Annotated in this window: 15 protein-coding genes; 11 read left to right on the top strand and 4 right to left on the bottom strand. The window is 32.4% G+C overall.

What is annotated here, in order from left to right; all coding sequences use genetic code 11:
- From PHC28_RS08660 to PHC28_RS08640, 5 genes are all read left to right on the top strand, one after another.
- Nucleotides 1-1,497 (top strand): AAA family ATPase (locus PHC28_RS08660; RefSeq protein WP_300098790.1); only part of this gene is annotated, 1,497 nt, incomplete at its 5' end.
- Nucleotides 1,498-1,729: 232 nt separating this feature from the next.
- Nucleotides 1,730-2,425, top strand: coding sequence for a hypothetical protein (locus PHC28_RS08655; RefSeq protein WP_300098787.1), 696 nt, complete (start codon nucleotides 1,730-1,732; stop codon nucleotides 2,423-2,425).
- Between the two features lie 113 nt (nucleotides 2,426-2,538).
- Nucleotides 2,539-3,240 (top strand): SLATT domain-containing protein, encoded by a 702-nt coding sequence (locus tag PHC28_RS08650; RefSeq protein WP_300098784.1) that lies wholly within the window; start codon nucleotides 2,539-2,541, stop codon nucleotides 3,238-3,240.
- Between the two features lie 296 nt (nucleotides 3,241-3,536).
- The gene (locus PHC28_RS08645) at nucleotides 3,537-3,905 is read left to right on the top strand and encodes a KilA-N domain-containing protein (protein ID WP_300098782.1); all 369 of its coding nucleotides are present in this window, start codon (nucleotides 3,537-3,539) and stop codon (nucleotides 3,903-3,905) included.
- Between the two features lie 187 nt (nucleotides 3,906-4,092).
- Entirely contained in the window at nucleotides 4,093-4,611 is a 519-nt protein-coding gene (locus PHC28_RS08640) for a hypothetical protein (protein WP_300098779.1), read from the top strand.
- A gap of 154 nt (nucleotides 4,612-4,765) precedes the next feature.
- Here the strand turns inward: PHC28_RS08640 and PHC28_RS08635 are convergent, their stop codons facing one another.
- Together PHC28_RS08635 and PHC28_RS08630 are read right to left on the bottom strand one after the other, a co-directional pair.
- Complete coding sequence (locus tag PHC28_RS08635; RefSeq protein ID WP_300098776.1) at nucleotides 4,766-5,080, bottom strand: HPF/RaiA family ribosome-associated protein; 315 nt, start codon at nucleotides 5,078-5,080, stop codon at nucleotides 4,766-4,768.
- Nucleotides 5,081-5,294: 214 nt separating this feature from the next.
- Complete coding sequence (locus tag PHC28_RS08630; protein WP_300098772.1) at nucleotides 5,295-5,576, bottom strand: hypothetical protein; 282 nt, start codon at nucleotides 5,574-5,576, stop codon at nucleotides 5,295-5,297.
- A gap of 296 nt (nucleotides 5,577-5,872) precedes the next feature.
- Here PHC28_RS08630 and PHC28_RS08625 point away from each other — a divergent pair, with 296 nt between their 5' ends.
- The 6 genes from PHC28_RS08625 (at nucleotide 5,873) to PHC28_RS08600 (ending at nucleotide 10,764) form a co-directional block, all read left to right on the top strand.
- Nucleotides 5,873-6,478 (top strand): class I SAM-dependent methyltransferase, encoded by a 606-nt coding sequence (locus PHC28_RS08625; protein WP_300098769.1) that lies wholly within the window; start codon nucleotides 5,873-5,875, stop codon nucleotides 6,476-6,478.
- A gap of 131 nt (nucleotides 6,479-6,609) precedes the next feature.
- On the top strand, nucleotides 6,610-7,821 hold the full coding sequence (locus tag PHC28_RS08620; protein WP_300098767.1) for an MFS transporter: 1,212 nt from the start codon (nucleotides 6,610-6,612) through the stop codon (nucleotides 7,819-7,821).
- A gap of 213 nt (nucleotides 7,822-8,034) precedes the next feature.
- On the top strand, nucleotides 8,035-8,922 hold the full coding sequence (locus tag PHC28_RS08615; RefSeq protein WP_300098765.1) for a carbon-nitrogen hydrolase: 888 nt from the start codon (nucleotides 8,035-8,037) through the stop codon (nucleotides 8,920-8,922).
- A gap of 277 nt (nucleotides 8,923-9,199) precedes the next feature.
- Nucleotides 9,200-9,433: a helix-turn-helix transcriptional regulator gene (locus PHC28_RS08610; RefSeq protein WP_300098763.1), complete on the top strand. Its 234-nt coding sequence runs from the start codon at nucleotides 9,200-9,202 to the stop codon at nucleotides 9,431-9,433.
- On the top strand, nucleotides 9,426-9,752 hold the full coding sequence (locus tag PHC28_RS08605) for a HipA N-terminal domain-containing protein (RefSeq protein WP_300098760.1): 327 nt from the start codon (nucleotides 9,426-9,428) through the stop codon (nucleotides 9,750-9,752). Before PHC28_RS08610 ends, PHC28_RS08605 begins: the two co-directional genes overlap by 8 nt.
- Nucleotides 9,739-10,764: a HipA domain-containing protein gene (locus PHC28_RS08600; RefSeq protein WP_300098757.1), complete on the top strand. Its 1,026-nt coding sequence runs from the start codon at nucleotides 9,739-9,741 to the stop codon at nucleotides 10,762-10,764. The genes PHC28_RS08605 and PHC28_RS08600 overlap by 14 nt, the downstream gene beginning before the upstream one ends.
- Nucleotides 10,765-10,879: 115 nt before the next feature.
- Here the strand turns inward: PHC28_RS08600 and PHC28_RS08595 are convergent, their stop codons facing one another.
- Nucleotides 10,880-11,377, bottom strand: a complete 498-nt coding sequence (locus PHC28_RS08595) for a GNAT family N-acetyltransferase (RefSeq protein ID WP_300098754.1) — start codon at nucleotides 11,375-11,377, stop codon at nucleotides 10,880-10,882.
- A 4-nt stretch (nucleotides 11,378-11,381) separates the two neighbouring features.
- A complete protein-coding gene (locus PHC28_RS08590; protein ID WP_300098751.1) occupies nucleotides 11,382-12,557 on the bottom strand; it encodes a thioredoxin family protein in 1,176 nt (391 codons plus the stop codon).
- Between the last annotated feature and the right edge of the window lie 178 nt (nucleotides 12,558-12,735).

The following is a 12,735-nucleotide window of genomic DNA, read 5'->3' as shown; positions in this document are numbered from 1 at the left end:
GCTGTCGAATTGTCACAACGGTATATTACGAATCGTTTTCTTCCGGACAAAGCCATTGATTTAATGGACGAAGCGGCTTCTAAAATCCGAATGGAAATCAATTCAAAACCTGAAGAATTGGATGTTTTGGATCGAAAAATAATGCAGTTGGAAATCGAAATCGAAGCCATCAAACGCGAAAAAGACGAAAGCAAACTTAAAAATCTAGGAATGGATTTGGCCAACCTTAAAGACGACCGAAACGAAGTCTTCACTAAATGGAAATCAGAGAAAGATGTAGTCGATAACATCCAAGCCGTAAAAACTGAAATCGAAGACTTTAAATACGAAGCGGAACGTGCCGAACGCGAAGGCGATTACGGAAAAGTAGCCGAAATTCGTTACGGAAAAATAAAAGAAGCCCAAGAACGTTTGGATGCATTTCAAAAACAATTGGCCGAAGATCAATCTGGAGGAACTTCCTTGATAAAAGAAGAAGTAACCCGTGAAGACATTGCCGAAGTCGTAGCCAAATGGACTGGAATTCCAGTGATGAAAATGTTGCAAGGCGAAAGAGAAAAACTCTTGCATCTGGAAGAAGAATTGCACAAACGTGTGGTTGGACAAGAAGAAGCTATCGAAGCCGTGAGTGATGCCGTTCGTAGAAGTCGAGCCGGATTACAGGATATGAAAAAACCGGTTGGAACTTTCCTTTTCCTTGGAACAACGGGAGTTGGAAAAACCGAATTGGCCAAAGCCTTAGCCGAATATTTATTCGACGACGAAAACGCAATGACTCGAATTGATATGAGCGAATACCAAGAACGCCACAGCGTGAGCCGTTTGGTAGGTGCGCCTCCGGGATATGTGGGTTATGACGAAGGCGGACAATTGACCGAAGCTGTGCGCCGTAAACCCTATTCCGTGATTCTGTTGGACGAGATTGAAAAAGCGCATCCCGACACCTTCAACATCTTATTGCAGGTCTTGGACGAAGGACGTTTGACAGACAACAAAGGACGTCTCGCCGATTTCAAAAACACGATTATCATTATGACTTCCAATATGGGAAGCCAGATTATACAAGAGAAATTCGAGAACCTAAAAGGAAGTGTCGAAGCCGCTACCGAAGCCGCCAAAGTGGAAGTTTTGGGCTTGTTGAAACAAACCGTTCGCCCCGAATTTATCAATCGTATCGACGAAATCGTGATGTTTACGCCTTTGACCAACGCTAATATTGCTCAAATCGTAGGTTTGCAACTGAAAAGTGTCAAAAAAATGTTGGCTTTACAAGGAATCACTTTGGATGCCACACCAGAAGCAATTGCTTATTTATCTGAGAAAGGCTATGATCCACAGTTTGGTGCCCGACCTGTAAAACGAGTGATACAAAGAGACGTTCTCAACCAATTATCGAAAGAGATTCTATCAGGAACAATTACTACCGATAGCATCGTTTTGATTGATGCTTTTGATGGGAAATTGGTGTTTAGGAATCAGAGCGAGTTGGTAAGTTAATCAATTCTTATTAACAACCCTGTCAGAGTTTTAAACTCTGACAGGGTTTTAAACAACACCAGTCGAGAGATTGGTGTTTTTTTTTATTTTAAAACATTCATTATGAATTAATTGAATTTTTATATTAATATTTTAACCAAAATGGTATTTAATCGACTTATTATGCTATTCATAGATTTCACAGTAATAGTTTACAAATAATACGTAATTTGGAATAAAATTCTGAACAATTATGGAAAAAATTAAGATTAATGAATTAGTTGACTTTAGAAGAAAACAATCTGATAAATCTAAAAGGATTTTTATCAACAAACTTAAAAATAGAATCCCAAAAATACTGACGGAAGCAGAAAAAGAAGAGGAAGACCCGAGAGATTACTGGGTTTTTAGTACTAGTTGTATTTACAATGCATATAAAAATGGTAGTGATGAGTTTTACGACCCAAAAATTGAAGAACTTCAATTAAAAATGTCAAAACCAGAACTTAAAAGTTCTCCGTTAACAATGTATAAAAGAAATAGAGATATACTTTTAAGTTTTAAAGAATTTGAATTAAATAACCTTAGACCTGAAAAACTTATAAGACAAAGTGTTCAGAAAGAACACAAAATAATTACATTAACTGATTTTCCTCTTTACGTCAAACCTTCATTGGTTTTCTCTCACGAACGAAATGGTAAAAATGAAATTGGAGCACTTTGGTTAGTTCCGCAAGTTGACGGTTTTAAAAAATCTGAATTAGGCATTTTCTGTGAAGTCTTATACAGATTCCTTATAAAAAATTACTCTAATAGTTTTCAAATATCTTATGACTACTGCATTGCAATCGATACTTTTAATGCTCAAGCAGTTACTTATTTAGATTTACTAAATGATGATATTCCATTTTTACTAGATAAAACTTTAAATGAAATGAAGGATTTCTAAACTACAAATCTGATAATCTCTCAGCCTGTATTACCTACAAACTGATCTTACTTATTTTTATGGAATTTTATAATACTTCCAAACAATTTGACAACTATTAAAAATCAAAAAATATGTTTCAAAAATTACTTTATTATTTTAAAAAAGTTAAAAGAGCTAGAAGAATAAAAAAGTTAAAAAAGAAAATCCCTCCATATCTACTAAAAGATTTTGAGGTTGAACTTAATTATAAACTATGGACGACAAAAGGTGCTAGATTTGCTGCTAGCCGAAGAAATCAAATACTTCACAAATTATCAGGACAATGTATTGGTTATTTATCTGCATATTTAATAATCGTAGGTCTTGTTAAAGTTTATGGACTAAATTTTTGGCTATTGAAATTAACTGACCAACAAGTCAATTTTACATCAATGGCATTTTCAGTTTTAATCTTACTTTTTAGTCAGTTAGAAAATTCAGAAAATTATATATTAAAATCTGAACGCTACCACAATTGCGCTTTAGACATTGCTGAACTATATAACAAACTTAGATTTGCAAAAACATACCAAAATAATAATCCAAACAAAGAAACTATACTTTTAGAGATTAGTAATGATTACGATAGAATTCTAAAAAAATATGAAAATCATATAGAAATAGATTATTCCAGATTTCAATTACAAAAACCTGATTATTTTGGATTAGACTTTTTTGATAGAGTATTTTTCAAAATAGAATTTTATTGCAGAGTACAACTAAGATACCATATATTAATTTATGGACCTTTAATTATTTTTATAACAACTAATTTATATTTATTAATTTTCTAAAATGTAAATTAGCTAAAGAATTACCCGTTAGCGGATTTGCAATCCTACAAACGAGAGCAAATTAATAAAAAAAACACCAATTGGAGTAGGCACAGTTTGCAAAACTGCGCTAACGATTGTGTAAATATTTGAGCTATCAAAGTCTCAGTAATCAAAACCCTCAAACCAAACTTGGGGATTTTTTGTATTTTTACCATTCAATACTTTTTCTATGCAAGAAAATAAATCCAATATCCTCATATATCAAACCGAAGATGGCGTTACCAAAATAGAAACTACCTTAAAATAAATAGTTTATGGCAAAAAGTAAAACAATAAATGTTAAAGGAACAAATGTTTCAATTTTAAATTATGGTGTCAACGACTATATTTCATTGACGGATATTGCAAAATCTAGAAATAATTCAGAACCTTTTGCCGTCATCAATAATTGGATGCGAAGCAGGAGTACGATTGAATTTATTGGTTTATGGGAGAAACTCTGTAATGTAGATTTTAAACCTCTCGAATTCGAGAGGTTTAAAAATGAATCCGGAAGCAATTACTTTGTTCTTTCTCCTCAACGCTGGATTTCTGAAACTAATGCCATTGGAATTATTTCAAAATCTGGAAGATATGGAGGTACTTTTGCCCATAAAGAGAAATCACATAACGTGAACAACTAATGTGATTTCTCCCTTTGGTCGAAATGACACAAAAAGAAAACAACAACAAACAAATCAAAAATTTGAAACAATAAAAACAAATTATACTCTCATCAAAAAACAATAATACAAGTACCTTTCCTTTCAATTTATTCAAAAATAAATAAAAATAAAAGAGGCGATTTTGATTACTTAAATCTACAATTATATGTCAAAACGAGACGAACTACATCAATTTCCATTATATCAAAAAGCAGAACAAATTTTTAAAATCACCCAAGGATTAGTCGAAATTGTTCCTGCCGACAATGAATTTCTTCAAGAAACAACTGTTCGATTTATGTTGGAAAACGCAATGATTATACCTGCTAAAATTTCAGGAGCTCAAGCAGTCGAATTGTATGATTTAAAAATGGAAAATGCCACTATTATCCGAAAAGCAGCACGTGAACTTAGCGTTTACGCAGGCAGTTTGCGATTTGAAGAAGATATCTTAGACCAAGACTACATCCTTTTATTGAGAAAAGAAATTGACGAATTCCGACTTTTATTTATTGATTGGGTTGCTGGTTTTGATGTTTGGAATTACATTAAAGACGATTGGGGATTGTTCAATCCTCCGGGAGTAAATGCACACGATAAAGATCCCGATGAAGACATTCCTTTTAATCCTGATGATTTTTTTGATTTTGAGGATGATGAAGACAATGAGAATGAGGAGGAATAATTCTTTTAATAACAACTCTAAAAACAGCAATTAAACATACAATTATAAAAGTAAAACAAGCCCCAATAGGATTTATAAACCTATTGGGGCTTGTTTTTTACATCAATAAACCAGTCTATAAAATGAACTGGAAAATATAAAGGGAAACAAACTTTTAATTGGAACGCAATTTTTCAAAAGTGGTTTCCAAAACCTTTTTCGATTTTTCAATAGCGCTATAAAATGCTTTTTCTAAAGTTTCAGCATTGCCAGTAACAGCTATAGGTTGTTTGTTGGCAATTCTAATTTCAATTAAACATTTCTTATCGTTGAGTCCAAATTTTGTACTGTTTTCATCCCCAAGATGTACTTCTATTCTAGTAATTTTATCATCAAAACGTTTTAACTCGTTTTGTAATTCAGAAGTATAGAAATTAACTAAGCGTTCGTTTCCGTCGATGTTTTTGTCAGTGTTGATTTGAATTTGCATGCTATTTACTGTTTTTAAATTTACTTATTTATGTAAATTTAATCATAAATAAACCTATTCCGAAGGAAATTATAATAAGTTTGGGAAAATAAAGTCTCTAAAAAATATATTTTAAAAATAAAAATTATTGATTAAGTTTTCGGTTAATAGAATTGTATAAAAAAACACCAGTCTAAGGATTAAAGGCTGGTGTTTCTTATAAATTTTTATATTTTTAAAGTGACATAAATATTCTATTGATTGGTATCCCAACACCTTTTTTTAGAATCACACTTTTATCAGTTACTGCCCAAACCGTGGTTTCAACCATTTTCTTGGATTGATTGTCTTCAAAGTAGATACGTGTTTTAGAACGCTCCAAATTCCCTAAGGACTGTGCTCTGTGCAAATCAGTTTTTCTTTGATTAATAGCAAAATTGTCTTGCAAAACTTCATTGTTTGGAAATTTTAGAGACTGAATGCTTTCCTTTTCAATAGTTTCAAAATCTGTAGCCATAATTGATAATTTTTTTGTTAATAAATAGATTCGGGTTGTGGGGATTGCAAATTTTTATTCGATTTGCTAATAGTAAAACAGCTATAAAATAAATTCCCCTACTTTTTTACTAAAAATTATTTTAATAAGTTTTTAATAATCAATACAAAAGCTTGTGAAGAAAATTTACAAGTGAGTAAAACTGGCTAATGAAGTATATTTAATAACAAATTTTTTTCGATATTTTCACTCTTTCAAATAAGCAAAATTATTTTATCTTAGCTTTGACAAATCTTTACCTAAAACTAAAAGTAACTATGAATACAAAAGATTTTTTTGCAGAAAAAGCTAAAGACTACGACAATGAAGAATCTAGAACGCAAAATGTGAGCACCATTGCCCAAACTATTTTAAATGAAGTAGTCTTTTCAAAAGAGATGAGCATTATGGATTTTGGTTCGGGAACGGGATTGTTGTTATCTGAAATTGCACCTTATGTAGGCGAGATTACCGCAGTTGATGTTTCGTCATCTATGATTGAAGTTTTAACCTCAAAAAAAGAAGCTATTAAATGCCCACTCGAAATTGTGCAGATGGATTTAACGACTGCAACATTAGATCTAAAATTTGATGCCATTATTTCGTCTATGACTATGCATCACATTAAGGATACTTTGGCGATGTTTAAAATATTCTATTCCTTATTAAAAGATAACGGAACAATTGCAATTGCTGATCTTGACACAGAGGACGGTTCGTTTCACACCGAAGATACTGGCGTTTTTCATTGTGGATTTGATAGAGATGAATTTGTAAAAATCGCCAAAAGTGTTGGATTTAAAGATATTAAAATACAAGATGCAAGTATCGCATCAAAACCTACAGGGAACTATTCTGTATTTTTATTAACTGCTAAAAAGTAATTCTGTTAACTTAGTTTTAGCAACGTCGCCAACTTTTATTTGTATAACTTTGCTCTTTCAAATACCAATAAGTAGAGAACAGTATTCATTAGCTTTTCATTACTTGAATTTTACAAATAGCCAAGCTATCAATGAATTTCACGACTTTTAATTCTTTTAAAAACAAAGATTTTCAATTGTTTTTTTCGGGGCAATTCATTTCCTTATTAGGAACTTGGATGCAAAAAACGGCCGTAAGTTGGTTGGTTTATTCTATAACACAATCTAAGTTTATGTTGGGTGTTTCGGTTTTCGCCACCCTTTTTCCAACTGCCTTATTTTCGTTATATGGAGGCATTGTTGCCGATAGATATGATCGTTATAAAATATTAGTATTAACCCAAATTGTGTCTTTATTTCAAGCTGTTTTAATGACATTGGCAGTTATTTTTTTTAAAGAAAATATCGTTTGGTGGATTATTTCATTAAGTGCATTATTGGGAATTATAAATGGTTTTGATGTTCCTGCCCGTCAGTCTTTAATGCGTGAACTTATAGTTGACAAAGAGGATTTGCCCAATGCGTTGGCTTTAAATTCTTCGATGGTTAATTTATCAAAACTAATTGGCCCTGCTATTGCTGGTTTTGTTTTGGAACGATTTGGCGATGCTATTTGTTTTGGCAGTAATGCCGTTAGTTTTATTGCTGTTTTGACATCGCTATTTTTGATGCGATTACCTAAACAAGAAATAAAACCTAAAGCCGACAAAAATCTTAAAAAAGAATTTGCAGAAGCTTTTTCATTTATAAAAAGAACACCCACAATTAGTTCTGCAATTATTTTTACAGGTTTAATGGGCTTGTTCGTTTTGCCCTATTCTACATTAACTCCCGTTTTTGCAAAAGATATTTTCAAAGGTTCTGCCTCAACATTAGGGGTTGTTGATGGTGTTATTGGTTTGGGTGCTTTTGTAGGAGCAATTTTTTTGGCGTCTTTAAAACAAGGAACCAATTTAACTCAAGTTTTAGCAAAAAACACCTTTTTGTTTGGCATTGGATTATTATTGTTTTCTCAAACCAATAATTATCCGTTGGCATTAGTGTTTTTAATATTGGGTTCTTTTGGAATGATGTCAGTAAGAACGATTACAAACACAATTGTTCAAGTCAATGTTCACAATGATTTTCGGGGTCGTGTAATTAGTATTTATCTAATGGTATTAACTTCTACAGTGCCTATTGGGAGTTTATTAGTGGGTAGTGTTTCCCATTATATTGGAGTGCAAACTACCGTTTTGATTCAAGCCCTTTTTGCAATGATAATTTCAGTTTTATATATTATTTATCTTCGAAAAAAAGAATAATATGCAATCAGGATTCCTTTTTAGGATAATTGATTTATTGAGTTTAGCATATTGATTGTAGTAGTTAAAATCTTCACTTGTAAATTTTATATAATTTATTTTGAACTGGATTATTCTTGTTTCCAAACTGAAATTGAGATTTACAATTAAATCTATTTAGACTATTTTCTACTCCTTATAAAATCACTATTTTTGCAATCTAAATTTTGCCTTATGCCAATTAAAAAATACAAAATTGCGGTCATTCAACTGAATCTTAACGATGTTGCCGAAAACAACCTAAAAAAATGTTTAAGTTGGGTTCGTGATGCCGCCAGTCAAGGTGCCGAAGTGATTTCGTTACCGGAATTGTACAGCAGTCACTATTTTTGTCAAAGTGAAGACGTGGATAATTTTGCATTAGCAGAGCCATTGTACAGCACTTCCTTTATTGCTTTTAGTGCTTTGGCAAAAGAGCTAGGTGTCGTTATTATCGTTCCTTTTTTTGAAAAAAGAATGGCAGGAATTTATCATAATAGTGCTTACATCATTGATACTGATGGTTCAGAAGCAGGTTTATATCGGAAAATGCATATTCCAGACGATCCCGCTTTTTACGAAAAATTTTATTTCACTCCTGGAGATTTAGGTTTTAAAAACAATCCAACTAAAAAAGGAAATATCGGAACGCTTATTTGTTGGGATCAATGGTATCCTGAAGCGGCTCGTATAACTGCTTTGAAAGGTGCTGAGGTTTTGTTTTATCCAACAGCCATCGGTTGGCATCCCTTAGAAAAAGAGCAATATGGCGAAAACCAACACGGTGCTTGGATGAATGTGATGAAAGGTCACGCCGTGGCGAATGGCGTTTATGTTGCTGCTGCAAACCGAATTGGTTTAGAACAATATTTGCCTGATACCGCTGGAATTCAGTTTTGGGGTTCTTCGTTTATTGCAGGACCACAAGGCGAAATTTTGGCACAAGCCTCACACGATAAAGAAGAAATCTTGATTGCCGAAGTCGATTTGGATTTACAAGAAAATGTGCGTCAGAATTGGCCTTTCTTTAGAGATAGAAGAATTGATGCTTTTGGAGATATTACCAAAAGAGCGATTGACTAAATTTATTGGTACACAGACATAACGGATAAAACAGATTTACACTGATTTTTTCAAAAATATTATAAAAAAAAGGACTGAAACAATTGTGTTTTAGTCCTTTTTTTTGGGTTGTGATTTATTTTAAAACCTTAAAACTATACCCTAACTGCTTCAATATTTATAAAAAAGCTATATTTATACCCTAAAGAATATAAAATTTTAATAAAATTAAAAAATATATCAAATAGGGTATTATTTTTTAATAAAATAGTATATTTGTACTTTAAAAGGTATAAAAATGAAAGAAAACCTAAATCCTATCAGTATTCACGTAAAAACAAAACGCAAACAAAACAAACTAACACAACCCGAACTAGCATTAAAAGCAGGAGTCGGATTGCGATTTGTGAGAGATTTAGAACAAGGAAAAAATAGCTTACGAATGGATAAAGTCAATGACGTATTGCGATTATTTGGAGAAACCTTAGGAGCAATTCCGATGGATAGAGATAAATTATTAGGAAATGAATAGAAGTGGAAAAGTATACATGAAAAATGTTTTCTGTGGCGTAGTAAGCGAAACTGACGCTGGCTATTTATTTGAATACAACCAAGACTATTTACAAAATAACCAAGCACAAGCAGTAAGTTTAACATTGCCACTAACCGAAAAACCCTATCAAAGCAAAACATTATTTGCCTTTTTTGATGGATTAATCCCAGAACGATGGCTTTTAGACATAGCCGAAAGAAATTGGAAAATAAACTATAAAGACAGAATGGGACTGCTCCTCAGCTGTTGCAAAGATTGCATTGGAGCTGTAAGCGTTGTAAACAATGAAGAATTATAAAAAGAAATATTTAGCACGATTAGAAAATAACACCACAGAAGTTCAAGAAAAAGAAACGCTGTATGGCAGAAGATGCTTGTATTGTTACGAACCCCTTTTTGACACCACTTCCGATTTTCATCAAGCTTGCAACAAACGGTTTTTTGGGCAACTAAAAACCCCTCAACTGGCTTATAGTTTAGATAATTTACAAGAATTGGCTACACAAGTGATCCAAAGTCAGATGGCGGTTACGGGTGTTCAAGCCAAAGTATCGTTGAGTTTATACAGAAAACAAGAGAAAAATTTAACCAAAAAATTGACCATCGTTGGGCTTTATGGCGATTATATCTTAAAACCACCCTCCGAACATTATGCACAATTGCCCGAATTAGAAAGCGCAACAATGCACTTGGCGGCTGTTTGTGGCATAAACGTAGTTCCTCATAGCTTAATCCATTTGCAGGATGGCACTTTGTGTTACATCACCAAACGTGTCGATAGAACACGAAAAGGAAAACTACGTATGGAAGATATGTGCCAACTAAGCGAAAGACTTGCCGAAGACAAATACAAAGGAAGTCACGAGCAAGTGGCTAAATTAATCTTGAAATACTCCTCAAATCCTTTGCTGGATGTTAGTAATTTTTATGAGCAGGTTTTGTTTAGTTTTTTTACCGGAAACGCCGATATGCACTTGAAGAATTTCTCGCTATTAGAAAAAGAAGGACAAGGATTGAGTTTGTGTCCTGCTTATGATTTAGTGCCAACAGCATTAGTAAACCCAGCAGACACCGAAGAATTAGCCTTAACTTTAAACGCAAAAAAGAGAAAACTAAATTACAATGATTTTCTTGCTGCTTATGAAAATGGCGGTTTAAATAAGAAAGTTTTAGACAATACTTTAGAACTTTTCCAGTATTGCAAACCTGAAATGGAAGCTGTTTTAGAAAAAAGTTTTGTGAGTGAGGAATACAAAGAAAACTATTACACCTTACTAAACAATAGATACAAACAGTTGGGATTGGAATAAAAAAAGGACTAAAATGATGGTGTTTTAGTCCTTTTTTTTGGGTGGTGATTTTAGATTAAAGTTATTATCTTCATCTTACTCGTTCTAATTCCTCATACTTATTTAAAATATTTTATTAATTTAAAATCAATTGCATAAAAACGGAATGCAACCAGCGGTCAAATTTATAACCCGATTCCTTGATAATTCCCACCGTTTTAAATCCAAATTTCTCGTGAAATTCAACGCTACTTTGATTTTCAGCATCGATAACTGCAATCATTGTATGTAGTTTTTGTTTTCGAGCCAAAGCAATCAACTCTTGAAGTAATAGTTTGCCAATGCCTTTTTCGTAAAAATCTTTATTGACATAAACAGAATGTTCGACTGTGAATTTATAAGCTTCTCTAAATCGAAATTCACCGTACATTCCAAAACCCAACACTTGATTATTCGATTCGGCAACAATTACTGGAAAACCTTTATTTAATTTATCTTCCAAAATTGCTTTTTGTTGCTCGAAGGTTCTAATTTTGTAATCGTATAAAGCTGTGGAATTTAGAATATTATAGTTGATAATATCCAAAATAGCTTGGGTATCTTTGGTTTGGTAAGGTCTAATTTGGATTTTCATAGTTTTATTTTATGCCCAATTTTAAATACAATTCATCGATGGTTTTAGGGTTAAATTTCAAAGACGTACAAATAGCTTTCGCTTTTCGAGCCATTTCAATAGCAGATTTTTTATCTTTGATTTTTAGATAAAGATTCGAAAGAAGCAAATTTCCATCAAATGAATCTTGAAGTTCTAGGGAATGAATAGTCCATTTTATGGCATATTTCAAACTCGGAATATCTGAAATGTTTTTCAAATAATTTTGAGAAATTTCCTTTAAAAGATTGGCATCATTCCAAGCCAATTTTTCAGTTGATTCTATAGTCGTTTTTTGATAATTACCCCAATTATTAGTTCTTTCGGCAATAGTAAGATCGTATCTAAAAATCAAGGAATCTACTTTTTGAGAATGGATGGTTTGGGCTATTTTACGTTGCTTATAATAATTAATGGTGTCTAAAGTTTCGGTAAAAGGGTTGAGTAATTCACTCACAATATTGATTATTTTGCGTTCCACTCGCAAAGGTGAACTTATTGCTTCGAACTCTTTTTGATGCTGAAGTACATATTGAAATTCTCTCGAAGGAATAGCTGTGACACAATTGGCTATTATTTTCCAGTTGTTTTCGCTTATCAACTGTTCGTCAGTTTGTGTTTTTAGATAGCTATTTGCCTTTTCAGATAAATTAATTCTATCTCGACCCTTTTTTAGCACATTCATATAATTGAGCCATTTATTGGTATTGCTAGGATCTTCCATAAAAATTTTATCCAAATAAGGGAGTTGTTGCTTAGGATTCATAGCATTTTGAATCTCTGAAATAAATGTTTGGGTTTTATATTCCCCTTTCAAACGGTACAATTCATTTTCATTGGAATCCAAAAATATAAAAGTAGGCAATGAGGTGATGTTGTACTTTTTATTCAAAACTATCCCTTCTTCTTTATCAATATCTTGCCAAGCACAAATGTAGTTTTTACTTAATAAATTCGTAACAGTAGTGTCTTTAAGAACTTCGTTTTCCATTTTAGCACAATGCGGACACCAAGTGGCATAGAGCATTAGGAAAATAGGTTTTTGGGTTTCTTTTGACTTCTGGATAAGCGTTTCATAATTGCTTTCATCAAATTTAAAATTGTTTTGAGCAATTCCATTTGGAATAAAAAGAAAGAAGAAAAATAAGCAAAAAATACGCATAGGTTAAGGAATATTGAATAAAAAACGTTCTGACAAATATATTCCTTTTAGACAAAAATTGTACCGAATATCTTCAAATTTATGAGCAATGTCATTTTCTAAGTTTGTAACTTTGCTCCAGTTGGAGTTTTATACAATTTCGAAACTTTTAACTTTAAGATTTAAACTCAAATGGAAT

Origin of the sequence: Flavobacterium sp. (genome assembly GCF_028712645.1) — a bacterium.
Classification (GTDB): Bacteria; Bacteroidota; Bacteroidia; order Flavobacteriales; family Flavobacteriaceae; genus Flavobacterium.
Note: the sequence above shows the minus strand (reverse complement) of the source record. Positions and strands in the feature narration are given on the sequence as shown.

Coding starts and splice junctions, on each gene's coding strand:
- PHC28_RS08655 (WP_300098787.1), top strand. CDS start 1,730: ATGGAAAAAATTAAGATTAATGAATTAGTTGACTTTAGAAGAAAACAA.
- PHC28_RS08650 (WP_300098784.1), top strand. CDS start 2,539: ATGTTTCAAAAATTACTTTATTATTTTAAAAAAGTTAAAAGAGCTAGA.
- PHC28_RS08645 (WP_300098782.1), top strand. CDS start 3,537: ATGGCAAAAAGTAAAACAATAAATGTTAAAGGAACAAATGTTTCAATT.
- PHC28_RS08640 (WP_300098779.1), top strand. CDS start 4,093: ATGTCAAAACGAGACGAACTACATCAATTTCCATTATATCAAAAAGCA.
- PHC28_RS08635 (WP_300098776.1), bottom strand. CDS start 5,080: ATGCAAATTCAAATCAACACTGACAAAAACATCGACGGAAACGAACGC.
- PHC28_RS08630 (WP_300098772.1), bottom strand. CDS start 5,576: ATGGCTACAGATTTTGAAACTATTGAAAAGGAAAGCATTCAGTCTCTA.
- PHC28_RS08625 (WP_300098769.1), top strand. CDS start 5,873: ATGAATACAAAAGATTTTTTTGCAGAAAAAGCTAAAGACTACGACAAT.
- PHC28_RS08620 (WP_300098767.1), top strand. CDS start 6,610: ATGAATTTCACGACTTTTAATTCTTTTAAAAACAAAGATTTTCAATTG.
- PHC28_RS08615 (WP_300098765.1), top strand. CDS start 8,035: ATGCCAATTAAAAAATACAAAATTGCGGTCATTCAACTGAATCTTAAC.
- PHC28_RS08610 (WP_300098763.1), top strand. CDS start 9,200: ATGAAAGAAAACCTAAATCCTATCAGTATTCACGTAAAAACAAAACGC.
- PHC28_RS08605 (WP_300098760.1), top strand. CDS start 9,426: ATGAATAGAAGTGGAAAAGTATACATGAAAAATGTTTTCTGTGGCGTA.
- PHC28_RS08600 (WP_300098757.1), top strand. CDS start 9,739: ATGAAGAATTATAAAAAGAAATATTTAGCACGATTAGAAAATAACACC.
- PHC28_RS08595 (WP_300098754.1), bottom strand. CDS start 11,377: ATGAAAATCCAAATTAGACCTTACCAAACCAAAGATACCCAAGCTATT.
- PHC28_RS08590 (WP_300098751.1), bottom strand. CDS start 12,557: ATGCGTATTTTTTGCTTATTTTTCTTCTTTCTTTTTATTCCAAATGGA.